The organism is Streptomyces sp. NPDC057565 (genome assembly GCF_042801455.1).
Taxonomy (GTDB): Bacteria; Actinomycetota; Actinomycetes; order Streptomycetales; family Streptomycetaceae; genus Streptomyces; species Streptomyces yanii.
Map to the genome: position 1 here is coordinate 574,405 of NZ_JBHVFU010000003.1, position 21,686 is coordinate 596,090.

General features: G+C 70.4%; 20 protein-coding genes. 13 read left to right on the top strand and 7 right to left on the bottom strand.

From position 1 onward, the window contains the following. Nucleotides 1-22 precede the first annotated feature (22 nt). The gene (dapA, locus tag ACFU8W_RS09835) at nucleotides 23-943 is read right to left on the bottom strand and encodes a 4-hydroxy-tetrahydrodipicolinate synthase (RefSeq protein WP_384034133.1); all 921 of its coding nucleotides are present in this window, start codon (nucleotides 941-943) and stop codon (nucleotides 23-25) included. A 155-nt stretch (nucleotides 944-1,098) separates the two neighbouring features. On the opposite strand from dapA, the gene ACFU8W_RS09840 reads away from it, so the two are divergent. Continuing rightward, the gene (locus ACFU8W_RS09840) at nucleotides 1,099-1,800 is read left to right on the top strand and encodes a DUF4232 domain-containing protein (RefSeq protein ID WP_384034136.1); all 702 of its coding nucleotides are present in this window, start codon (nucleotides 1,099-1,101) and stop codon (nucleotides 1,798-1,800) included. Between the two features lie 15 nt (nucleotides 1,801-1,815). Here the strand turns inward: ACFU8W_RS09840 and ACFU8W_RS09845 are convergent, their stop codons facing one another. After that, on the bottom strand, nucleotides 1,816-2,259 hold the full coding sequence (locus ACFU8W_RS09845) for a GNAT family N-acetyltransferase (RefSeq protein WP_384034321.1): 444 nt from the start codon (nucleotides 2,257-2,259) through the stop codon (nucleotides 1,816-1,818). Between the two features lie 202 nt (nucleotides 2,260-2,461). Beyond that, entirely contained in the window at nucleotides 2,462-2,890 is a 429-nt protein-coding gene (locus ACFU8W_RS09850) for a hypothetical protein (protein WP_384034138.1), read from the bottom strand. Nucleotides 2,891-3,061: 171 nt separating this feature from the next. On the opposite strand from ACFU8W_RS09850, the gene sigJ reads away from it, so the two are divergent. From sigJ to ACFU8W_RS09875, 5 genes are all read left to right on the top strand, one after another. Continuing rightward, nucleotides 3,062-4,015, top strand: coding sequence for an RNA polymerase sigma factor SigJ (gene sigJ, locus ACFU8W_RS09855; protein WP_384034140.1), 954 nt, complete (start codon nucleotides 3,062-3,064; stop codon nucleotides 4,013-4,015). A gap of 333 nt (nucleotides 4,016-4,348) precedes the next feature. After that, on the top strand, nucleotides 4,349-5,806 hold the full coding sequence (locus ACFU8W_RS09860; RefSeq protein WP_384034143.1) for a hypothetical protein: 1,458 nt from the start codon (nucleotides 4,349-4,351) through the stop codon (nucleotides 5,804-5,806). Nucleotides 5,807-5,978: 172 nt separating this feature from the next. Further along, nucleotides 5,979-7,436: an alkaline phosphatase PhoX gene (locus ACFU8W_RS09865; protein WP_384034146.1), complete on the top strand. Its 1,458-nt coding sequence runs from the start codon at nucleotides 5,979-5,981 to the stop codon at nucleotides 7,434-7,436. 494 nt (nucleotides 7,437-7,930) lie between these two features. Then, the gene (locus ACFU8W_RS09870) at nucleotides 7,931-9,514 is read left to right on the top strand and encodes a TROVE domain-containing protein (protein ID WP_384034148.1); all 1,584 of its coding nucleotides are present in this window, start codon (nucleotides 7,931-7,933) and stop codon (nucleotides 9,512-9,514) included. Between the two features lie 75 nt (nucleotides 9,515-9,589). Next, nucleotides 9,590-9,820 (top strand): hypothetical protein, encoded by a 231-nt coding sequence (locus ACFU8W_RS09875; protein ID WP_037691698.1) that lies wholly within the window; start codon nucleotides 9,590-9,592, stop codon nucleotides 9,818-9,820. A 111-nt stretch (nucleotides 9,821-9,931) separates the two neighbouring features. On the opposite strand, the gene ACFU8W_RS09880 is transcribed toward ACFU8W_RS09875, so the two are convergent. From ACFU8W_RS09880 to ACFU8W_RS09890, 3 genes are all read right to left on the bottom strand, one after another. Next, complete coding sequence (locus ACFU8W_RS09880) at nucleotides 9,932-11,137, bottom strand: TerD family protein (RefSeq protein ID WP_384034150.1); 1,206 nt, start codon at nucleotides 11,135-11,137, stop codon at nucleotides 9,932-9,934. A 36-nt stretch (nucleotides 11,138-11,173) separates the two neighbouring features. Continuing rightward, nucleotides 11,174-11,404 carry a hypothetical protein gene (locus tag ACFU8W_RS09885; protein ID WP_345514779.1) on the bottom strand — a complete coding sequence of 77 codons (231 nt, stop codon included), beginning with the start codon at nucleotides 11,402-11,404 and terminating at the stop codon, nucleotides 11,174-11,176. Between the two features lie 193 nt (nucleotides 11,405-11,597). Then, nucleotides 11,598-12,407: an NAD-dependent epimerase/dehydratase family protein gene (locus ACFU8W_RS09890; protein ID WP_384034153.1), complete on the bottom strand. Its 810-nt coding sequence runs from the start codon at nucleotides 12,405-12,407 to the stop codon at nucleotides 11,598-11,600. Between the two features lie 273 nt (nucleotides 12,408-12,680). Between ACFU8W_RS09890 and ACFU8W_RS09895 the strand changes: the two genes are divergently transcribed. Both ACFU8W_RS09895 and ACFU8W_RS09900 read left to right on the top strand, forming a co-directional pair. Continuing rightward, nucleotides 12,681-13,655 carry a 5-dehydro-4-deoxyglucarate dehydratase gene (locus ACFU8W_RS09895; RefSeq protein WP_384034156.1) on the top strand — a complete coding sequence of 325 codons (975 nt, stop codon included), beginning with the start codon at nucleotides 12,681-12,683 and terminating at the stop codon, nucleotides 13,653-13,655. Further along, complete coding sequence (locus tag ACFU8W_RS09900; RefSeq protein WP_384034159.1) at nucleotides 13,652-14,830, top strand: hypothetical protein; 1,179 nt, start codon at nucleotides 13,652-13,654, stop codon at nucleotides 14,828-14,830. The genes ACFU8W_RS09895 and ACFU8W_RS09900 overlap by 4 nt, the downstream gene beginning before the upstream one ends. A 42-nt stretch (nucleotides 14,831-14,872) precedes the next feature. Here ACFU8W_RS09900 and ACFU8W_RS09905 read toward each other — a convergent pair whose 3' ends face one another. Continuing rightward, nucleotides 14,873-16,081 (bottom strand): MFS transporter, encoded by a 1,209-nt coding sequence (locus ACFU8W_RS09905; RefSeq protein ID WP_384034162.1) that lies wholly within the window; start codon nucleotides 16,079-16,081, stop codon nucleotides 14,873-14,875. Nucleotides 16,082-16,299: 218 nt separating this feature from the next. Here ACFU8W_RS09905 and ACFU8W_RS09910 point away from each other — a divergent pair, with 218 nt between their 5' ends. The 5 genes from ACFU8W_RS09910 (at nucleotide 16,300) to ACFU8W_RS09930 (ending at nucleotide 21,592) form a co-directional block, all read left to right on the top strand. Further along, nucleotides 16,300-16,959, top strand: a complete 660-nt coding sequence (locus ACFU8W_RS09910) for a GntR family transcriptional regulator (RefSeq protein WP_266987009.1) — start codon at nucleotides 16,300-16,302, stop codon at nucleotides 16,957-16,959. 32 nt (nucleotides 16,960-16,991) lie between these two features. Then, nucleotides 16,992-17,894, top strand: a complete 903-nt coding sequence (locus ACFU8W_RS09915; protein ID WP_384034165.1) for a dihydrodipicolinate synthase family protein — start codon at nucleotides 16,992-16,994, stop codon at nucleotides 17,892-17,894. Beyond that, on the top strand, nucleotides 17,891-19,627 hold the full coding sequence (gene araD, locus ACFU8W_RS09920) for an L-arabinonate dehydratase (protein WP_345514786.1): 1,737 nt from the start codon (nucleotides 17,891-17,893) through the stop codon (nucleotides 19,625-19,627). Before ACFU8W_RS09915 ends, araD begins: the two co-directional genes overlap by 4 nt. A 130-nt stretch (nucleotides 19,628-19,757) precedes the next feature. Next, nucleotides 19,758-20,687 (top strand): carbohydrate ABC transporter permease, encoded by a 930-nt coding sequence (locus ACFU8W_RS09925; RefSeq protein WP_384034168.1) that lies wholly within the window; start codon nucleotides 19,758-19,760, stop codon nucleotides 20,685-20,687. Next, nucleotides 20,684-21,592, top strand: coding sequence for a carbohydrate ABC transporter permease (locus tag ACFU8W_RS09930; RefSeq protein WP_345514788.1), 909 nt, complete (start codon nucleotides 20,684-20,686; stop codon nucleotides 21,590-21,592). Before ACFU8W_RS09925 ends, ACFU8W_RS09930 begins: the two co-directional genes overlap by 4 nt. Nucleotides 21,593-21,686: the final 94 nt, after the last annotated feature.

Below are 21,686 nucleotides of genomic sequence, written 5' to 3' on the forward strand. Positions count from 1 at the left end.
CTCATGGGGCAGACATTGCCGGTCACGGCACCAGGAGGAGCTGACTCGTAGCGGCGAGGAGTTCCTCGTACGCCTTCCGCAGCCCGTCGGCCGCCTCGCGCCCGGCGGGCTGCAGCGGTTCCCGGACCGGTCCGGCGCCGAGCAGCGCCTTGGCCGTCACGGTGCCGGGCAGCCCGGACGACATCATCAACTCGGCCAGCGGAATGGTCAGCCGGTTGAGCCGGGCCGCCTCGGCGGTGTCCCCGGCGTCGAAAGCGTCCAGGACCGCCCGCAGCTGCCGGGGTGCCACATTGGCGACCGTACTCACATAGCCCGCCGCGCCCACCGCGTACAGCGGCAGGTTGAGCTCCTCGCAGCCCGAGTAGTACGAGAGCGAGCCGGCCCCGATCACCTTTGTCGAGCCGAGCAGGTCGTACGCGCAGTCCTTCACTGCCACGATGCGCGGATGGTCCGCGAGCCGCAGCAGGGTCTCCGGCTCGATGCGGGTGCCGGTGCGGCCGGGGATGTCGTACAGCATCAGCGGAACGCCGGTCGCGTCGGCGACGCGCCGGAAGTGCGCCTCGACGGCGGGCTGCGGCGGTCTGCTGTAGTAGGGCGTCACGACCAACAGGCCGTCTGCGCCTGCCCGTTCGGCCTGTCGGGCCAGCTCGACGGTGTGCCGGGTGTCCGCACTGCCGACCCCGGCGACCAGCGGCACACCGTCGCCGACCGCCGCACGGACCGCGCGCAGCAGCGCGGTCTTCTCGGCGTCGGTGGTGGTCGGGGATTCACCGGTGGTGCCGCTGAGCACCAGGCCGTCGCAGCCGTCGGCGACGAGACCGGCGGCGTGGGTGCCGGCGGCATCCAGGTCCAGCTCTCCGTCGGAGGTGAACGGCGTGATCATGGCGCAAAGAGCGCGGCCGAACGGGGCTGCGGGGGTTGCAGGGGCTTCAGGGACTGTCATGTCCGAAGTGTCCGCCGCCCCGACCGTGAAGGTCTACTTAGTTCTGCTTGAGGTGATGGAGAAGAAATGCTCAACCATTGACGTGGGCCCGGAAGCGCGGTCTGGCATGATCGAACGCCTATGCGGCAGGCCGATGCGGGGGCGGGTGCACGAGTATGCGAGGACCGGCGGGCACGAGGACGGGCACCGGAGCACGGAGAGGGGCGGTGGCCGCCTGCCTCGCCGGGGCGCTGGCCCTGACACTGTCGGGATGCGCCGGATTTCTCGTCCCGGCGGGCGAGGGCGAGCCGGAGCCGACTCCGAGCACCTCGTACACGCCCGATGTGCACGCGGACAAGCTGGATCCGTCCGACCTGGCCGTCGCCCCGTCCGCCGACCGGCCCCCCGCGGGGGACGTGTCCGGCTCCACACCCACCCCGAGCGCCGTCGCCACCGGCGACTGCCCGTCCTCCGGCGTCGTCGTGGACATGGGTGAGGTGCAAGCGGCGCTGGGCCACCGGGCCGTGTCGCTCACCCTCACCAACTGTGGCAGCAAGCCGTTCCGGGTGGACGGCTACCCGTCCGTGCGGGCCCTCGACGACGAAGGTGATCCGCTGCCGGTTCCGGTGAACCCCGGCTCCTCGTACATGGGGACCGACCGCGGGCCGAAGGAGGTCATGCTGAAGCCGGGGAAGACGCTGAACGCGCTGCTCGCCTGGGTGTCCACCCCGACCGGCGGCGACCTCATCGAGGGCGACGCGCTGGAGATCGCACCGGCCCCGGGGCTGGAGGCGCGCACGTTCCCGCTGAAGGGGAGTGACGTACGGCTGCTCGACGAGCTGAACATGACCGCCTGGCGCGCCGTTTCGCCCCCGTAGTGCCCCGGGCGGGGATCAGAGGGCGAGCTTGAAGCCTTCGTGGCTGCGGGCGAAGCCCAGCGACTCGTAGAACCGGTGTGCGTCCGTGCGCCGCTTGCTGCTGGTCAGCTGCACCAGCCCGCACCCCCGCAGCCGGGCCCGGTCGACGGCCTGCTTCATCAGCTCCCGACCCAGCCCGCCGCCCCGCCGGTCCGCCCTGATCCTCACCGCCTCGATCAGCGCCCGCTCCTCGCCGTGCTTGCCGAGCCCCGGTATGTACGTCACCTGCAGGCAGCCCAGCACGGTGTCGCCGTCCACCAGCACCAGCATCTCGTTGCGCGGGTCGCTCTCGATGGCGGCGAAGGCGGTCTCGTACGCCTCGTCGACCACGACCGAGGCCGGGTCGACGACCTGCTCCTCGTCGGCGAGGAGCGCGAGGACGGCGGGCAGGTCGGGGCGGGTGGCGACGCGAAGGATCACGACCAGGAGTCTGGCACGTGCGCCGGAGAGGCCGGTGGCCGGATACCGGTGCGGCCGCCCGACCTTGCGCGAGGCCATCGATGTCCTCGCCGCTCTCGCGCCCACGCCGGAGCAGGTGCATGAAGACCCACGTGGCAGAAGGTGTATCCGATCTGTGGATGGTTGGCCGCGGTGGCGGTGGCGACGGTGGTTCGCGCTGCTACTACGACCGGGTGCCTGGGCGCTGCGACAAGCGGGCGAACAGCACCTGGCCCAGCGCCAGCACGCTCAGGCCGAACATCAGGACGCCCAGGGGGACATGGAGCGACGGCACGTGCGCGATGCCCAGCACCACCTGCACCGAAGCGAGCACAAGGAAGCCGGACGCGTAGAGGATGGGGCGGGGCGTACCGCCGCCCGGCCGCCACGCCAGGATCGCGGCGAGCACGTACAACATCGATGCGGCATACATCACGCGCGCTCCGGCGCTGTGCAGTTCCTCGCCGTAGGACGAGGACAGCAGCAGCCCGGCGGTGACCGCCTGGAAGAAGATGGCCAAGGTCTGCAGGGCGATCGCGACCTGCAGGAACGTGAGGCTGCGCTGTACTGCCGTCGTCTCTGCCGTCGTCGCTGCTGTCGTCCGGGTGGCCATGACGCGGTCCCCTTTTCTGCCTCGCGGCGGTGGATCGGTAGTGTCTCGACAGTCCGACGACGTGGGCCCGCGAAATGTGAGGCCGAGCGCCGACCTCGCCGTCCCGTGCGGTGTTTCGCCGAAGTGGCGAAAGCGGAAGCGAACGAGAAGAACCAGGGAGCGGCCGCCACCATGAGCACCCCGTCCGAGCCAGGGAATGATTGGTCCGAGCCGGGCCTGAGCGCGATCGTCGGCGAGCGGCGCCAGCTGATCAATCTCGCCTACCGGCTGCTCGGTTCGCTGGCCGAGGCCGAGGACGCCGTGCAGGAGACCTACGCCCGCTGGTACGCGATGTCGCGGCAGCAGCAGGAGGCCGTCGACTCGCCCGGCGCCTGGCTGACGACGGTGGCCAGCCGCATCTGCCTGGACCTGCTCGGCTCCGCGCGGGTCAGGCGCGAGCGCTACGTCGGCGAATGGATACCCGAGCCGCTGCCCGACCGTGCGGAGTGGATCAGCGGGCCGGCGGGCGGCGGCAGGGCCGAGCCGGCCGACCCCGCCGACCGGGTCACCCTGGACGAGTCGGTGAACATGGCCTTCCTCGTCGTACTGGAGTCGATGACGCCGGCCGAACGCGTGGCGTTCATCCTGCACGACGTCTTCCGGTACCCCTTCGCCGAGGTCGCCGAGATCGTCGGCCGGACGCCGGCTGCCTGTCGGCAGCTGGCGTCCTCCGCCCGTCGACGCATTCGCGCCGCGCAGGCTCCGGCGGTTCCGACGGCCGGGCAGGCCGGTCTGGTGCGGCATTTCAAGGAGGCGTGGGAGGCCAGGGACATCGGAGCCCTCGTCGACCTCCTCGACCCCGACGCCACGATGATCGCCGACGGCGGCGGACTGGTCGGCGCCGCCCTCCGCCCGGTCGAGGGCAGCGAGCGCATCGCCCAGTACTTGATCCACATCGCCGACAAAGCCCCTGGGCTGACGCTCCTGGAGCGGACGGTCAACGGCCGGCCCGGCCTGGTCGCCCAGCACGCCGGCGTCTCCGTGACCGTGGCGGCGTTCGGCCTCGCTGCCGGCCGTATCACTCGCATCTGGGCGATCCGCAACCCGGAGAAGCTCCGTCTGTGGACCGAGAACCGGCAGAGCTGACCCGGCGCCACGAATCCGATCACGCGGTACGCGCCGACAGCGGACGAGAAGGACGCTCAGGGGCTGCTCATGACCATGAAGGGCGGTAGCCGGAGCGACGCCGAGTTCTGCGTCAATCTCCAGGTCGAGTACGGGAGTTGTCAAGGTTTCCCGGGTGGCCGTTCGTCGTCCTTTGCGTGAACCGGGCGGCATCGGGCGAAAAGCGTCTACGCTTGAGAGGCCCGAGTCCGACCGGCACATGAGGGGTGGGAGAGGGTGCGTGCCCAAGCCCCCATGACCCCGCCCCCTGTCGCCGGCCGGACTGAAACCCGTACGCCCGAGGAGAACCACCTGATGTCCGCAGAGCGTCCCACCCTGCCGCCGGTACGACTGCACACCGAGGCGGAGCTGGCACGGGACGCGCTCGTCGCGCCGCTGCTCGCCCGCGCGGTCCGGCTCGCCCGCTGGGCGGGACCGGAGACCCGGGTCGGCGCCGGTGGCGAGCTCGTCGAAGCACAGCTGCCCGCGGCGGCCGAGCACCTCGGGCTGGCGGCGGACGAGGACGGCGCGGCCGACGCCAGTGAGGCGTGGCGGCTCGCGGTCGACACCGGGCTCCTCGACGTCCATGACCCGGAGGGCGAAGCGGAGGGGGACGACGCGGAGGGAACCGTTTCCGCGGGCGAGAACCTGGGGCTGCTGACCGGCGGCTCCCCGCAGGACGTCCTCGCGATCTGGCTCGACGGCCTGGAGGCCGTGCACGCCGATGCCACCGCGCCCTTCTTCGACGACCTCACCGACCTCGTCGACGAGGACGGCTCGATCGACTTCGACGCCCTGGACTGGGACCCGGAGGTGGAAGCCGAATTCCTCGACGGCGTGCTCGGCAACCTGTACCTGCTCACGGTCGGCGACGGCAGCGACAGCGAGGCACCCGTCCCGCTGCCCGCGCTCGCCGCGTCGATGATCGTGCCCGACGACATGGACGAGCCCACCGACGACATCCTGGAGCAGGTGTCGGAGGCGATGATGCGCCTCGACGACCAGTTCCGTCTCCTCGAGCCGATCGGGCTCGTCGCCTACCAGCCGGTGGACGAGGCGTTGCTCGTCGAGGAGCCCGACCGGGCGCAGCCGCCCGCCGACGACGAGGACATCAGCCGGTACGGCATGGTGAAGCTGACCCCCCTCGGTCTGTACGGCATCCGGGCCCGGATGCTGGAGGCCGGTGTCGACGCCCCCGCGATCGGCGATCTCGCCGACAAGGGCGCCGACGCGCTGCTCGGCGGCGTCGCCTACTACCCGGAGCCGGCGGCACGCAGCGAGGTCGAGCAGTGGCTCGCCCGCCGTGGGGCGGACGGTGCCGCGGCCGAACTGCTGGACGCGGCACGCGGCGCTGACCAGCAGGCCCCGCTCCGTCGGCTGCACTGCCAGCAGGCGCTCGCCCTGGTCGGCGCGGAAGCGGAGCCCGCGGTCCGCGCGGTGCTCGACGACCCGGAGCTGGGCGGCCTCGCCCGGGTCTGGCTCGCGGAGCGCGGTGCGGCGGACGTGCCTCCGCCGCCGGAGGCGATGATCTTCTGGCTCGCCATCGACACGATTGCCGCGCAGCTGGAAGCGGACGGCGACCTGGACGAGCTCCAGGGGCTGGTCGAAGGGCTGTCCGGCCAGCACAGCGGCTTCTTCGACCAGGCGTGGCGCGTGGAGCACCCGGCAACGGCGGACGTCCTGGAGGCGATGGGGCGGCTGCACGGCGACAAGAAGAAGGCGAAGGACGCCCGCAAGGCGGCGTTCAAGGCGCGGTCGCGGTCGGGCGGCTGAAGCGGGGCACGGCGGCCGGGGCGGGCAGCTGAGGGAATGTCGGCGGCAGCAACTCTGTGAAGGTTCACGGGAAGCGTGCTGTTCGAAGTCGCCGTCAGTTCAACTTCTGTTAGCGCAGGGGCGGGAGTGTGAGCCCGCAACCAACCCGCCCCAGCTGCTCCAGGAGTACGTGATGCCCTTCACTCGCAGGGAATTCACCAAGCAGTCCGCCCTCACCGGCGCCGGAATCGCCCTGACGGGTACCGTCGCCGCCCTGGCCACCGCCCCCGGCGCCCTTGCGGCCGAGGATTCCCGGCAGGGCCACGACGACGAATCCGGTCACGGTCACAGCGACGAGCCCGGCTACGGGCCGCTGCTCCCCGACCCGAAGGGCATACTCGCGCTTCCCGCCGGATTCTCGTACCGCATCATCACGCACAGCGGTGTCACCAAGCTGGATTCCGGCGAGTACACCCCCTCCAACCACGACGGCACGGCCACCTTCGAGGGCCCGCGCGGCGTCACCCTGCTGGTCAACAACCACGAGCTGAGCGGCACCCGGGCCGGCTGGGAGCACCCGGTCCCGCTCGCCGAGGGTCTCGTCTACGACCCGATCGCCGCCGGTGGCTGCACCGTCGTCGAGACCCGCCGCGACGGCCAGACGGCCGAGTGGGTCGGCATCGCCGGCACGTCCACCAACTGCGCCGGTGGCGCCTCCCCGTGGGGCACCTGGCTCACCTGTGAGGAGACCGAGGACAAGGCCGGCAAGAACGGTCTGCTCAAGGACCACGGCTACGTCTTCGAGGTCGACCCGTACGACAAGCGCGCCAACCGCGACCCGCGTCCCATCAAGGCGTTCGGCCGGTACGCCCACGAGGCCGTCGTCATCGACCCCAAGAGCGGCCACGCCTACCTGACCGAGGACGCGGCCGGTCCCAACGGGCTGCTCTACCGCTGGGTTCCGCCGCACGGCTTCAAGCACGGCCGCGGCAAGCTGCGCACGCTCGCCGACGACGCCGGTGTCCTCCAGGCCACCAAGTGCTTCGACAGCAGCGGTCAGTTCGTCGACGACCTGTCCCGCGCCACGAAGATCGGCACCGTGTACGGCGTGGACTGGGTCGACGTCGTCGACCGTGACGCCAAGACCGTCTCCGTGCGCAAGCAGTTCGGCAACCAGGACGTCACCCGTGCCCGCAAGCTCGAAGGCATGTGGTGGGGCGACGGCGGCGCGTACATCGTCTCCTCGTTCGCCCGCGCGGAGAGCCCCGTCCAGCACGACGGCCAGGTCTGGTTCTACGACCCGAAGCGCCGCACGCTGACGCTGAAGGTGCTCCTCGGGGTGAACGCCGACCCGGCGAAGGACGGCGCGTTCGACGGCCCGGACAACATCACCGTCTCGCCGTACGGCGGTCTGGTCATCGCCGAGGACGGCGAGGGCATCCAGCACCTCTTCGGGGCGACCGAGAGCGGCCGTACGTACCCGATCGCGCGCAACGAGCTGAACGCGGGCACGGCTGAGAAGCCGGAGTACAGCGAGTTCACCGGGGTCACCTTCTCGCCGGACGGGAAGACGCTGTTCGCCAACATCCAGACGCCCGGCATCATGCTCGCCATCACGGGCCCGTGGAAGCGCCAGCCGAACCAGTACTGACGCCGCCGGGACTGCTCCCGGGGCTCCGATGAAAAGCCTTGGTGCGTCCGGAGGTTGATCCTCTAGGGTGCTGTCCGTGTCCAGGTGCGAAGGCAGGACCTACTTCCAAGGGGGAGATCGCGGGTTCGAGTCCCGCCGCCGGTTTTCCGACCGGTGTGGTTCAGGGGTGGAACGCCCTCGTCGGTTCCGCCGACTCTGATCTCTGGGCACAGACAACTTCACGCATTGCATGCACCTCCCGGTGCGCAGGCTGCGGCTACTTCTTCGAAACGAGTTCCGCCGTCGCCGAATCCGATCTCGGGAGGCGCGGCGCCGGCGGTGCCCGGTGCGCAGGCGACGGCTACTTCATGTGAACTGACGGTTGCGGGTTCAAGTCCCGTCCGGCCACGGCCGGTAGCTCAACCGGGTAGAGCATCAGAAATGCCGTCGCCGCCTCCTGACCTCGGGCATCGCACGCGCTGTTCCTCCTCCGAATGAATTCGGGGGAATTCATCATGACCCGCTTCAACACCCGTACCACCAGGCCCCGTGTCGTTTCGCCCGTGCAGTCCACCGGGCGTACCGCGTCCACCCATCAGGGCGGCCGCGGATATCTTCGCGACAACCGCTCCGAGCTCTTTCTGCTCGCGGTCGCCCATTTCGTTTCGCAGGAGACCTTTTACGAGAACGCGGAGCAGCGCGACAGCCGTTTCGCGGAGCTGGTGCGTATCCTCGCCGTCGGCGACCCCGAGTGGACCGCCGGTCTGCTGGGGTGGCTGCGCCGCGAGGGCGGGATGCGGACCGCGTCGATCATCGGCGCCGCCGAGTACGTGAAGGCGCGGCTCGACGCGGGTGCCGAGGACGGACCGTCCAACCGGCAGGTCGTCGACTCCGTCCTGCTGCGTGCCGACGAGCCCGGTGAGCTGCTCGGGTACTGGACCTCGCGGTACGGCCGCGCCGTGCCGAAGCCCGTCAAGCGCGGGATCGCCGATGCCGTACGCCGCCTCTACCACGCGACATCGCTGCTCAAGTACGACACCGCGTCCAAGGGCTACCGCTTCGGTGACATCCTGAACCTGGTGCACGCCGTGCCCGACCCGGAAAAGGCAGGGCAGGGCGAGCTGTTCCGTTACGCGCTCGATCGCAGGCACCACCCGGAGGCGGCGGTTCCGCCCGCCTCGAACCGCATCCTCACCGCCCACCGCGCGCTGATGGAGCTGCCGGTCGAGGAGCGGCGGGCCGCCGTGACCGCACCCGGCGGGGCCGATCGACTGGCCGCGGCGGGCATGACGTGGGAGGCCCTCGCGGGCTGGCTGCAGGGGCCGATGGACGCCGCGGCCTGGGAGGCGGTCATCCCGTCGATGGGGGCGATGGCACTCGTTCGCAACCTGCGGAACTTCGACGAGGCCGGTGTCTCGGACGAGGTCGCCGCCCAGGTGGCGGCGAAGATCTCCGACCCGGCCGTGGTCGCCGCATCGCGGCAGTTCCCGTTCCGCTATCTCGCGGCGTACCGGCACGCTCCGTCGCTGCGTTGGGCCTACCCCCTGGAGCAGGCGCTCGGCCACTCGCTGGCGCGTGTCCCCGCCCTGCGCGGGCGGACGCTGATCCTGGTCGACCGCTCGGGCTCGATGTGGTCGCCTCTCTCGGACCGCTCCCAGCTCAACCGGGCCGACGCCGCCGCGATCTTCGGTGCGGCGCTGGCGCTGCGCGCCGACGAGGCCGATCTGGTGCAGTTCGGCACGAACAGCGCATCAGTTGCGTACCGGAAGGGCGAGTCCGTCCTGAAAGTCCTGGAGCGCTTCGGTGACCTCGGCGGCACCAACACCGCGGAGGCGGTGCGTCGGCACTTCCGCAAGCACGACCGCGTACTGATCGTCACCGACGAGCAGGCGTCGTTCTCGTACGCCGCGGATGCCACCGCGGCCGTGCCGTCCGACGTGCCCGTCTACACCTGGAATCTGGCCGGATACCGGGTCGGTCACGCCCCGTCGGGAAGTGCGAACCGCCACACCTTCGGGGGTCTTTCGGACGCGGCATTCCGCATGGTGCCCCTGCTCGAAGCGGGTGAGGACGCCGACTGGCCCTGGAATCGCCGATGACGAATCCGGCATCAGGGCGCCCCGAGGAGTGGTCGGGCATGGCGTCGGGCGTTCCCAGGGCGCATACTCAAGGTAATGAAACAGTCAGCCGGATCCCGGCGTTACCTGCCTTCCAGTCCCTTCAACCGCCCGGCCCAGGCGGCCCCACCGGTCGAATTGTTCGATGTGGGCGACAGGGTGTCGCACGACCAGTTCGGACTCGGCCGAGTCCTCGCTGTCGAGGGCGACAACGACGCAGTGCTCATTGACTTCTCGGGGCGACAGGGGAGGATCCTGAGCCCGTACTCCAAGCTGACCAAGCTCTGAGAGAGGCGTCGAGCACGCGCAATGTCCGCGTCCCCGTCACGCTCTCCGGCTTCAGGGGCACCTGCATCCGCGCAGGTGCCCCTGAAGGCGTGCCAGGGGCTTTTCGCGGCCCTACAGCGCCTGGGCGGCGGGCTTGACCATGCCGCGGACGGTGCGCGACTTCACGAAGTCGCCCATCGCCGTCATTTCCCACTCGCCGGAGAACTGCTTGATCAGCTTCGCCATCATCACGCCGGTCTGCGGCTCGGCGCCGGTCAGGTCGAAGCGGACCAGCTCCTCACCGGTCGCTGCGTCGACCAGTCGGCAGTAGGCCTTGGCGACCTCGGTGAACTTCTGGCCGGTGAACGAATTGACCGTGAAGACCAGCCCGGTCGCCTCCGGGGGGATCCGGCCGAGGTCCACGACGATCACCTCGTCGTCGCCCGCGCCCTCACCCGTGAGGTTGTCACCGGAGTGCTTGATCGCGCCGTTCAGGATGGAGAGCTTGCCGAAGTAGCAGCTGTCCAGGTGGTTCCGGTTGGGGCCGTAGGCGATCACCGAGGCGTCGAGGTCGATGTCCTTGCCGCGGAACGCGGGCTCCCAGCCGAGCCCCATCTTGACCTGCGAGAGCAGCGGGCGGCCGCCCTTGACCAGGGACACCGTCTGGTTCTTCTGGAGGCTGACCCGGCCCTTGTCGAGGTTGATCTTGCCGGATCCGGTGGGCGCCGGAGCGGCAGCGGGCGGCGCGGCCGGGACCGGGGGAGCGGCGATCCGCGGGTCCACGGGGGCGGCGGCGGGCACCGGGGGTGCGACCGGGGCGGGCGCGGCGGCCGGCTCCTCCTCGACCGAGACGCCGAAGTCCGTGGCGATGCCGGCCAGCCCGTTCGCGTAGCCCTGGCCGACCGCGCGGGCCTTCCAGGCGCCGTTGCGGAGATAGACCTCGATGACCACGAGCGCTGTCTCGGTGCCCAGCCGGGGCGGGGTGAAGGTGGCGAGGACGCTGCCGTCGTCCGCGTTGCGCACGGTGGCGGTGGGCTCGATGCCCTGGAAGGTCTGGCCCGCCGCGTCCGGGCTGGCCGTGACGACGATCTTCTCGATGCCGGGCGGCACCGCGGTGGTGTCCACCACGATCGCGTCCGGCGCCGTGCCGCCGCCTGAGCGGTAGGTCACGCCCGGGCCCATGGGCTGGTTGTAGAAGATGAAGTCGTCGTCGGAACGCACCTTGCCGTCGACGGTGAGCAGCAGGCCCGAGACGTCGAGCCGCACCGGGGCGGCGACGTCCACCGCCACACGGGCGGCGGAGAGAGGGATGTTCGAGCCAGGTGTCATAGCGGTCATGCACGGGGTAACGAACGGCCCGGCTTTGCCGTTCCCTTACCTTCGGCCGGGTTGGTTACGGGGGTGGCTGCGGGCCGTCCGCTCGTTGCCGTGCTTGTACGCGCCGGTCCAGCGGGCCATCACCAGCTGGGCGTCTCCGGACGCCACCTCGGCCAGGAACTTCTCCGCCCGGTTGCCGCGCAGGGTTCCCGCAGGGCGGCCGTGATGGGTGAGGGTGACGCTCGCGTCGGCGTGCATCTCGTACTGGAATCCGGATGGTTTCGGCATGAATCCGCATCCTGCCCGGTGCACGGGTGCGACGTCGCGCGAATATCCTGCCGCGCGTGGGCGAGCGCACCGCGTTCTGCGGACCGCGGCCGCGCAGAACGGACAAGGAGCCGGGCCGCCGCCTCCTGCTCTTCAGGGAGCCCGGTCGGTACCCCGCAGGCGCGGCCCGACCCCCTTCGTTCCTCCGGTCGGGTCAGTACGGCCAGATCGGCGGGTTGGTGACGAAGTGCCCGCCGAGGTGGGCATGGTCCGGGTTGTCCGGGTCGAGTTCGCCTTGTTCGGTGACGAGCTTCTCCGCGTACTGCTCCGAGTCGTCCTGCGGTTCGTACCCCAGCGACCGGGCCGTCGTCAGGTCCCACCACAGACGGGTGTTGTCGGAGGAGCCGTAGACGACGGTGTGGCCGACCTCCTCGGCGGTGAGTGCGGCGTGGAGGAGCCGGGCGCCGTCGCCGGGGCTCATCCAGACCGACAGCATCCGTACCGATGTCGGCTCCATGAAGCATGAGCCGATGCGTACGGACACGGTCTCCATGGCGTGCCTGTCCCAGTAGAGCTGGGCGAGGTCCTCGCCGAAGGACTTGGAGAGGCCGTAGAAGGTGTCGGGGCGGCGCGGTGTGTCGATCGGGATCAGCGGGTCGCCGGGGAGCGGGCGCGGGTGGTAGCCGATGGCGTGGTTGGAGGAGGCGAACACGATGCGTCGGACGCCTTCCTCGCGCGCCGCCTCGTAGAGGTTGTACGTCCCCTCGATGTTGGCCCGCAGGATCTTGTCGAAGGAGGATTCCAGCGAGATGCCCGCGAGGTGGATGATCGCGTCGACGCCCCGCACGGCCTCCCGCAGCGCTTCCTTGTCGCCGAGGTCGGCCGTGATCGCGTCCGGCGCTCCCTCGATCGGGGCGACATCGAAGAGGCGGAGCTCGTAGCCGTACGCGGGCAGCAGTCCGCGCATCAGGGTGCCGAGGCCGCCGGCGGCGCCGGTGAGCAGGACGGTGCGGGGAGCGGGCATGCGCGGATCTCCTCGGTGCATACGTGCGACACATCAAGTGCATGGACAGTATTCACATGCATGGACACGCTAGGAAGTGCGGTCGTATCGCGTCAAGTGTCGCGCACCTCGCGCGCGGCGGAGAAGAGCGGCGGAGAAGATCGGTGCAACTCCGGCCCGGTGGCGCGCCCTCCCTCCTTGACCTGCGCCGCGTGGCTGCCTTAGCGTGACCGTGTTCATGAATATGGACACCGATCAGAATTGTGCACGCTGGAACCTGCTCAGGGAGCGCCCGTGACCTCAGCCCCCCTTGCCGCCCGACTCACCCATGTCGCCGGGCCGCTCTTCTTCCCCGTCACCGCCTACGGACCGGATGGCGCCGTGGACCTCGACGCCTTCCGTGCGCATGTGCGCAGCGGGATCGACGCAGGTGCGGCTGCCGTCTTCGCCTGCTGCGGCACGGGCGAGTTCCATGCGCTGACGCCGGAGGAGTTCCGGCTCGTCGTCGCCGCGGCGGTCGAGGAGACCGCCGGGGAGGTGCCCGTCGTCGCCGGCGCCGGATACGGCACGGCCCTCGCGATCCAGTACGCGAAGCTCGCCGAGGAGGCGGGCGCGGACGGACTCCTCGCCATGCCCCCGTATCTGGTCCTCGCCGACCAGGAGGGGCTGCTCGGCCATTACGCGGCGCTGGCCGCCGCCACCGGTCTGGAGACGATCGTCTACCAGCGCGACAACGCCGTCTTCACCCCGGAGACCGTCGTCGCCCTGGCCCGGACGCCCGGCATCATCGGCCTCAAGGACGGCTACGGCGACCTCGACCTGATGCAGCGCATCATCAGCGCCGTCCGTACCGAACTGCCCGGCCAGGACTTCCTGTACTTCAACGGGCTGCCCACCGCCGAGCTCACCGGCCTCGCCTACCGCGGCATCGGCGTCACGCTCTACTCCTCCGCCGTCTTCGCCTTCGCGCCCGACATCGCCCTCGCCTTCTACCGGGCGCTGGAATCCGGCGACGACGAGCCGGCCAACGCACTGCTCGACCACTTCTACCGGCCGCTCGTCGAACTGCGCGCCAAGGGCCGCGGCTATGCCGTCTCACTGGTCAAGGCTGCCGTCCGGCTGGAGGGCCTGGCGGTCGGCGACGTCCGCAGCCCGCTCACGGAGCCGCCCGCCGCCCACGTCGAGGAGCTGGCCGCGATCATCGAGCGCGGCCGCGCCCTGCTGGAGAAGTACGGGCAGGAAGAGGCCGTGTCCGGGGAGCGCGGGTGAGGGCCTCCGCGTTCCTCTACCCCTGGGACGTCGTCGGGGACCCGGACGCGGCAGCCCGCGTCGCCGGCCTCGGCGTCCAGCAGGTGACGCTCGCCGCCGCCTACCACTCCACCCGGGCCCTGACCCCGCGTCATCCCGGTCGCCGGATCGTCACCGCCGAGCACGCCGCGGTGCTGTACCCGCCGGACCCCGGGCGGTGGGCGGGGCGCGAGCTGTACCCCTACGCGCAGTCCTGGGTGGCCTCGGACGATGCGTACGCCGAGGCCGCGCAGGCGCTGACGGACGCCGGTCTGGAGGTGCACAGCTGGGTGGTTCTCGCGCACAACTCCCGGCTGGGCGCGGAACATCCGGACACCTCGGTGGTCAACGCGTACGGTGACCGCTATCCCTGGGCACCCTGCATCGCGCAGCCCGCGGTCCGGGCGTACCTCGTGGACCTGGCCGCGGAGGCGGCGGTGCGCGACGGCGCGCGCGGCACCGAGCTGGAGTCCTGCGGCTGGTACGGCTTCGCGCATCTGCACGCCCACGACAAGATCGCGGGAGTCGGACTCGGGGACGCGGCGCAGTACCTGATGTCGCTCTGCTTCTGTCCCGCCTGCCGGAGCGGCTACACGGAACACGGCCTGGAACCGGACGAGTTGATCGGCGCCGTGCGCGCGGCTCTGGAGCCCGCCTGGGTCGGTTCCGGTTCCTCGGAGGCAGGCTGGTCGGGGGTCGAGAAGCTCCTCGGCGCCGATCTCGCCGCCGCCGCGCTCCAGTGGCGCGGCCGGGTCGCCCGTACGCTCCAGGAGTCCGCTGTCGCCGCGGTGCGTGCGGCGGCCGGAGCAGGCTTCCAGGTGCTGCTGCACGCCGACCCTGCCGCGTACCGCTCCGGTGCGAACGTCGGTGTCGACCCGCAGCACATCATGGGCGTGGCGGACGGTGTGGTGCTGCCCTGCACGGGCGGTGACGCCGGGCGCGAGACGTATCTCGGCCCGTTCGCCGGACGTCAGGGGGTGGTGGCCGCCAACTTCACCGTGGTCACCGGCATGGGCGGCAGCCCCGCCACGCTGGAGCGTGACGCCATCCACGCGGCCTCGCTCGGCGCGAACCAACTACGCCTGTACCACGCCGGGTTGGCATCCGACCCGGACATCGAGGCCGTCGCCGAGGCGCTTTCACGCCTCGGTCGATGACGGACGCGGACCGGTGGGGGCCCGTCAGTCATCCCCGAGCTCTCAACTCCGGTCGAGCAGGGGAGACCCCACTCGCCGGTCCGCGACCAGCAGGACCGCCGTCAGCAGGCCCGCCGCACCGATGAGTGGCAGCAGCACCCGGATGTCCAGCACAGCGACCAGCCCCGCGCCGAGCGCCAGTGCCACCGCGTTCGGCACCATCATCAGTGAGTTGGCGGTCGCGCTCGTGCGGCCCAGGACCCGGTCCGGCGTCTCCCGCTGCACCGCCGTCATCGCGGCGATCAGTACACACGGCAGCCCCGCCCCGATCGCGGCGCTCGCGACCAGCGCCACCGCGTCGTACGGCAGCGCCCGCACCCCCACCGCCAGCGCGAACAGGGCGATCCCGGCCGCGGTGAACACCCGCTCCGGCAGGCGCCGCAGCAGTGGGCCGGCCAGCAGCCCGACCGCGATCGACCCGCCGCCCTGCACCGCGTACAGCACACCCGCGTACGTGGGGGAGTGCCCGAGCCCGTCGTCGACGACCGCGTAGAGCGCGGCCCCGTTGAGCCCGGCGCACAGCATCGTCACCGCACCCGCAAGCACCAGCGGCCGCAGCACCGTTGACCCCCACACCTGCCGGATCCCCGCTGCCAGTTCGCCCCGCCGGTCCGTGCGGGCGGGCCGGGCCGGCTCCCGTACCCGCACCAGTGCGTAGACCCCGGCGGCCAGCGCGAACGACGCCGCGTCGAGGAGCGCCACCGCGCCGCCGCCGAACCGCGCGTACAGCCCGGCGCCGGTCAGTGGTGCGAGGAGCTTCATGCCCTCGTTCGCGATCATCCGAAACCCGTTGAAGTCGCCGAGCAGCCGGGGATCGACGGTGTGCGCGACGAGCGCCGACTCGGCCGAGTCCATCAGCACACCGCTCACCCCGTACAGCACGAGCACCGCGAAGAGGATCCAGATCCGCCCCGCCGAATCGATCGCGAGCAGCGAGGTGAGCAGCCCCGCCATTGCGAGATTCGCCCCGATCAGCAAGGGTTTGCGGGGCAACCGGTCGGCGACCGCGCCGAGTGCGGGACCGGTCAGCACGGGAAGCCACATGGCGAACACGGCGAGCGCCGCCAGACTGTCCGACCCGGTGAGGGACTTGACCCAGATCCCGCCGGTGAGCCACATCGCGGACGTCCCGAAGCCGGAGACCACCACCGCCGTCAGATACAGCCCGGCGTTGCGGTCCCGCAGCACCTTTCCTGCCGCCGCCCCCGTCATCGCGCCCCCATACCTCGTTGACCTGCAGTTCCGTCAGGAACTCATGCTGGCGACTAAGGACGCGCCGGGGCATCGGGCAGATGCCCTACACCGAGGTCGCCGAAAGTTCTTCCGTCAGAAGCGTTGACGAAACATTCGGCCCGCCTCTAGCTTCATCGCGTCGTACTTCGTACGTCATATATGAGACGCGATACGTGAGATGCGAGAGCCCTTCACCCATGACCTTTGCGCCCACCCCGATTCCGTCCCGCACCCAGTACGTGCTGGAGGCGATCAAGCACGCGATCCTCACGGCGCAGCTGAGACCAGGGCAGGCGCTCGTCGAGACCGAACTCGCCGCACAGTTCGGGGTCTCCAAGACCCCGGTACGCGAGGCGCTGAAGACCCTCGCCGGTACCGGGCTCGTCGTCATGAGCCAGTACAAGGGCGTCACCGTGCGGCTGGTCGACGCGGAGATGGCCCGCGAGGTGTACGACGTACGGCTGCTCCTCGAGCCGGAGGCACTGCGCCGCTCCATCACGCGCAGGGCCTCGCTCGACGCGGCCCAGGAAGCCCTGGAGCGGGCCGACTCCGCCGGTGACAAGGCCGACCGGTCGCTCGCCAACCGCGACTTCCACCGGGCGCTGTACCTGCCCTGCGGCAACCCGCTGCTGGCCCGGATGCTCGACGAGGTCCGCGACCAGGCGGCGCTCGTGTCGACCGTCGCCTGGGCGACGATCCCGTCCTGGGAGCGGGAGGCGGCCGAGCACCGGGAGATCCTGCGGCTCGCGCTCGCCGACGACGCGGACGCCGCGGCCGGGGCCCTGCGCGATCACATCGCGTCGTTCGTCAGCCGCGCCTTCCCCGCCGGAGCGCAGACCGAGGGGGACGGGGCGTGAACCACCAGCACACCGACGAAAGGCCTGTCCGCATGGACCTCACACCGCTGAAGGCGGCCCTCGCAGATGTCGTGGCGATCCCGGTGACCCCGTTCACCGCGGACGGAACCATCGACACGGCCGCCCACCGCGCCCTGCTGCGGCGGCTCCTCGACGGCGGTGTACGCATCCTCACCCCGAACGGCAACACCGGGGAGTTCTATGCGCTCACCCCCGAGGAGCGGCGCACCGTCACCGAGCTCACCATCGACGAGGTGGGCGGCCGCGCCACGATCCTGGTCGGGGTCGGGCACGACGTGCCGACCGCCGTGGCCGCGGCCGAGCACGCCCGCGACGCCGGTGCCGAAATGGTGATGGTCCATCAGCCCGTCCACCCGTACGTCTCGCAGGAAGGCTGGGTCGACTACCACCGGGCGATCGCCGAAGCCGTCCCCGGGCTCGGCGTCGTCCCGTACATCCGCAACCCGCAGCTCGGCGGGGAGGCACTTGCCGGGCTCGCCGACAGCTGCCCCAACGTCATCGGTGTGAAGTACGCCGTCCCGGACGTCACACGGTTCGCCGCGTTCGCCCGGGACGCGGGACTGGACCGGTTCGTCTGGATCGCCGGTCTCGCCGAGCTGTACGCGCCGGCCTACTTCTCCGCCGGCGCCACCGGCTTCACCTCCGGACTCGTCAATGTCGCCCCCGGGGTCTCGCTCGGCATGCTGGAGGCGCTGCGGGCCGGCGACCACGCGGCGGCGATGAAGGTCTGGGAGCAGATCCGCCGCTTCGAGGAACTGCGCGCCGACCGTCAGTCCGCCAACAACGTGACGGTCGTCAAGGAGGCCCTGGCCTCGCTCGGACTCTGCCGCCGCGATGTCCGCCCGCCCAGCCGGGAGCTGCCGCAGGCGCAGCGCGACGAGGTCGCCGGCGAGGTCGCCGGGTGGTCGATATGACGGGCGAGGACGGAAGGATCGGATCCGAGGAGCTGCGCAGCCACCAGTGGTACGGGACGGACGGGCTGCGTTCGTTCAGTCACCGGGCCCGCACCCGGCAGCTCGGCTACCTCCCCGAGGAGCATCTCGGCAAGCCGGTCATCGCGATCCTCAACACCTGGTCCGACATCAACCCCTGCCATGTCCATCTGCGCGACCGCGCGCAGGCGGTCAAGCGGGGCGTCTGGCAGGCGGGCGGTTTCCCGCTCGAATTCCCGGTCTCCACCCTCTCGGAGACGTTCCAGAAGCCGACCCCGATGCTCTACCGCAACATGCTCGCGATGGAGACGGAGGAGCTGCTGCGCTCCTACCCGGTCGACGGCGCCGTGCTGATGGGGGGCTGCGACAAGTCGACGCCCGCGTTGCTGATGGGCGCCGCATCCGTCGACCTGCCGACCGTCTTCGTGCCGGCCGGACCGATGTTGCCGGGGCACTGGCGCAACGAGGTCCTCGGCTCCGGCACCGACATGTGGAAGTACTGGGACGACAAGCGGGCCGGGCTCATCGGCGACTGCGAGATGGGCGAGCTGGAGAACGGACTCGCGCGTTCGCCCGGCCACTGCATGACGATGGGGACGGCGTCCACCCTGACGGCCGCCGCCGAAGCGCTCGGTGTCACGGTGCCGGGAGCCTCGTCGATCCCGGCGGTGGACTCCGGGCACGACCGGATGGCGGCGCAGTCCGGGCTCCGGATCGTCGAACTGGTGTGGCGGCAGCGGAAGCTGTCGTCGATCCTCACCGCGGAGGCGTACGAGGACGCGGTCGCCACCGTTCTCGCGCTCGGCGGCTCCACCAACGCCGTCATCCATCTGATCGCCATGGCGGGACGCTCGGGAGTGAAGCTCACCCTCGACGACTTCGACCGGATCGCCCGCACGGTCCCCGTCCTCGCCAACCTCCGCCCCGGCGGGGCGTACCTGATGGAGGACTTCCACTTCGCCGGCGGGCTGCCCGGATTCCTGGCCCGGCTGACCGACGTACTGCACCTGGACCGGCCGACGGTCTCGTACGACACGCTCCGCGAGCAGCTCGACGGGGCGCTCGTGCACAACTCCGATGTCATCCGGGAGCGGGACAACCCTCTCGCCGAGGAGGGCGGCGTGGCGGTGCTGCGCGGCAACCTCTGCCCCGACGGCGCGGTCATCAAGCACATCGCCGCCGAACCGGAACTGCTGCGGCACACCGGACCCGCGGTCGTCTTCGACGACTACAAGGAGATGCAGCGCACCATCAACGACCCGGCGCTCGCCCTCACCCCGGACCATGTCCTGGTGCTCCGCAACGCCGGACCCAAGGGCGGCCCCGGGATGCCCGAGTACGGCATGCTGCCGATCCCCGACTATCTGCTGAAGCAGGGCGTTCGGGACATGGTGCGGATCTCCGACGCCCGGATGAGTGGCACCAGTTACGGGGCGTGCGTGCTGCACATCGCCCCCGAGTCGTACGTCGGCGGTCCGCTCGCGCTCGTCCGCACCGGTGACCTGATCACCCTGGACGTCGAGGCGCGCCTGCTCCATCTCGATGTGCCGGACGAGGAGCTGGAGCGCCGACGAGCCGCCTGGACTCCGCCGGCCACCCGGTACGAGCGCGGTTACGGCGCGCTCTACCACGACCAGATCACCCAGGCCGACACCGGCTGTGACTTCGCCTTCCTGGCCCGGCAGGGAGAAGTGCCCGACCCGTACGCGGGCTGACCGCCCCACCGAGAATTCCGGCGCACCGCCCGTTCGGCATACCGAACGTCATGCGGTAAGCGCTTGCGCACTCCACGCGCCACCGTCACCCGCACCACCACCCGCACTTCCCTCAGAACGGAGACGTGTCATGGCCCAAGCCACCGCCGTGGCCACACCGCCCAAGGTGCCCCGGCGCCGCTCCGCGAACCCCCGCCGACTGCCTTATCTGCTCATCGCCCCCGCGGGGCTGCTGATGCTGGGCTTCATCGCCTACCCGGTGGTCAGTGTCTTCTACTACAGCCTGCAGAACTACAACGTCACCAAGCCGTGGCGGAACGGCTTCGCCGGCTTCGACAACTTCACCCGGATCTTCACCGACGACGACCAGTTCTGGACGACCCTCGGCTTCAGCGCCCAGTGGGTCGTCACCCAGGTCGCGCTCCAGCTCACGCTCGGCCTGGCGCTGGCCCTGATCGTCAACCAGACCTTCATCGGCCGGGGCATCTCCCGCGCCATGGTCTTCTCCCCGTGGGCCGTCTCCGGCGTGCTGACCAGCACCATCTGGATCCTGCTCTACAACTCCTCGACCGGCTTCAGCCGTTACTTCGCGGACGCCGGGATCGGCGACTACGGCACCTCGGTGCTCTCCGACACCGGCACCGTCTTCTGGGCCGCGACCGTCGCCGAACTCTGGCGCGGGGTGCCCTTCTTCGCCATCCTCATCCTCGCCGACCTGCAGTCCGTCTCCAAGGAGCTGTACGAGGCGGCAGCGGTCGACGGCGCCGGACGGATGCGCCAGTTCTTCCACATCACCCTGCCGCACCTGCGGGACGCGATCATCCTCTCCACGCTGCTGCGCGGCGTCTGGGAGTTCAACAACGTCGACCTGCTCTACACCCTCACCGGCGGCGGACCGGCCGGCGAGACCACCACCCTGCCGCTCTACGTCGCCAACACCGGCATCGAGGGCCACGACTTCGGCTACGCCTCCGCGCTCACCACCGTCGCCTTCGTGATCCTCCTCTTCTGCTCGATCGTCTACCTGCGCCTGAGCAAGTTCGGAGGCGACCACAAGTGACTGCCGCACTCGCCGAGAAGCACACCGACACCGTCGCGGAGCCCGCACGGGACACCCCGCCGCCCACCGTGCGCCGCCGCAGGCGTGAGCGCGCCTTCGACGACGTACCGCGCTGGCAGATCTACGTGCCGCTGGGCATCTATCTGCTCTTCACCCTCATCCCGTTCTACTGGATGTTCCTCTTCGCCGTACGGCCCACCGGATCCACCTCGCTCGTGCCGTGGCCGATGACGGGGGAGCACTTCTCGAAGGTCTGGACCGAGCGCAGCTTCGCCGTCTTCTTCCAGAACAGCATGATCGTCGGCGTCTGCACACTGATCGCCACCACGCTCGTCGCCCTCGCCGGCGGATACGCCCTGGCCCGGTTCGACTTCCGGATCAAGAACGGCTTCATGCTGGCGCTGCTCTGCTCGCAGTTCATCCCGGGTGCCCTGATGCTCGTACCGCTTTTCGAGATCTTCAAGAACCTCCAGATGATCAACTCCCTGGGGAGCGTCGTCATCGCCGAGACGGTCTTCCAGCTGCCGCTCTCCATCATCCTGATCAGCGGTTTCATCAAGAACGTCCCGGCCACGCTGGAAGAGGCGGCCTGGGTGGACGGCTGCTCGCGCTTCCGGGCCTTCTGCGCGGTGGTGCTGCCGCTGCTGCGGCCCGGACTGATCGCCGTCGGCTCCTTCGCCTTCGTGCACAGCTGGAACCACTTCCTGTTCGCCCTGATGTTCCTCAGCGAGCAGGACAAGCAGACGATCCCGGTCGGCCTGAACACCCTCATCGGCGCGGACAGCGTCGACCTGGGGGCGCTCGCCGCGGGTGGCGTGATCGCAGCGGTCCCCGTGGTGATCGTCTTCGCCTTCATCCAGAAGTGGCTGATCACCGGTTTCAGTGCCGGTGCCGTGAAGGGCTGACAGCCCTTCCGCAGCGCGCTGCCGCCCCCCGTCCTGCCCGGTCGAGGAGACCCCCCGATGTCCACAACTCCCTCAACACCGCCTACACGTAAGA

Coding starts and splice junctions, on each gene's coding strand:
- dapA (WP_384034133.1), bottom strand. CDS start 943: ATGACAGTCCCTGAAGCCCCTGCAACCCCCGCAGCCCCGTTCGGCCGC.
- ACFU8W_RS09840 (WP_384034136.1), top strand. CDS start 1,099: ATGCGAGGACCGGCGGGCACGAGGACGGGCACCGGAGCACGGAGAGGG.
- ACFU8W_RS09850 (WP_384034138.1), bottom strand. CDS start 2,890: ATGGCCACCCGGACGACAGCAGCGACGACGGCAGAGACGACGGCAGTA.
- sigJ (WP_384034140.1), top strand. CDS start 3,062: ATGAGCACCCCGTCCGAGCCAGGGAATGATTGGTCCGAGCCGGGCCTG.
- ACFU8W_RS09860 (WP_384034143.1), top strand. CDS start 4,349: ATGTCCGCAGAGCGTCCCACCCTGCCGCCGGTACGACTGCACACCGAG.
- ACFU8W_RS09865 (WP_384034146.1), top strand. CDS start 5,979: ATGCCCTTCACTCGCAGGGAATTCACCAAGCAGTCCGCCCTCACCGGC.
- ACFU8W_RS09870 (WP_384034148.1), top strand. CDS start 7,931: ATGACCCGCTTCAACACCCGTACCACCAGGCCCCGTGTCGTTTCGCCC.
- ACFU8W_RS09875 (WP_037691698.1), top strand. CDS start 9,590: ATGAAACAGTCAGCCGGATCCCGGCGTTACCTGCCTTCCAGTCCCTTC.
- ACFU8W_RS09880 (WP_384034150.1), bottom strand. CDS start 11,137: ATGACCGCTATGACACCTGGCTCGAACATCCCTCTCTCCGCCGCCCGT.
- ACFU8W_RS09885 (WP_345514779.1), bottom strand. CDS start 11,404: ATGCCGAAACCATCCGGATTCCAGTACGAGATGCACGCCGACGCGAGC.
- ACFU8W_RS09890 (WP_384034153.1), bottom strand. CDS start 12,407: ATGCCCGCTCCCCGCACCGTCCTGCTCACCGGCGCCGCCGGCGGCCTC.
- ACFU8W_RS09905 (WP_384034162.1), bottom strand. CDS start 16,081: ATGACGGGGGCGGCGGCAGGAAAGGTGCTGCGGGACCGCAACGCCGGG.
- ACFU8W_RS09910 (WP_266987009.1), top strand. CDS start 16,300: ATGACCTTTGCGCCCACCCCGATTCCGTCCCGCACCCAGTACGTGCTG.
- ACFU8W_RS09915 (WP_384034165.1), top strand. CDS start 16,992: ATGGACCTCACACCGCTGAAGGCGGCCCTCGCAGATGTCGTGGCGATC.
- araD (WP_345514786.1), top strand. CDS start 17,891: ATGACGGGCGAGGACGGAAGGATCGGATCCGAGGAGCTGCGCAGCCAC.
- ACFU8W_RS09925 (WP_384034168.1), top strand. CDS start 19,758: ATGGCCCAAGCCACCGCCGTGGCCACACCGCCCAAGGTGCCCCGGCGC.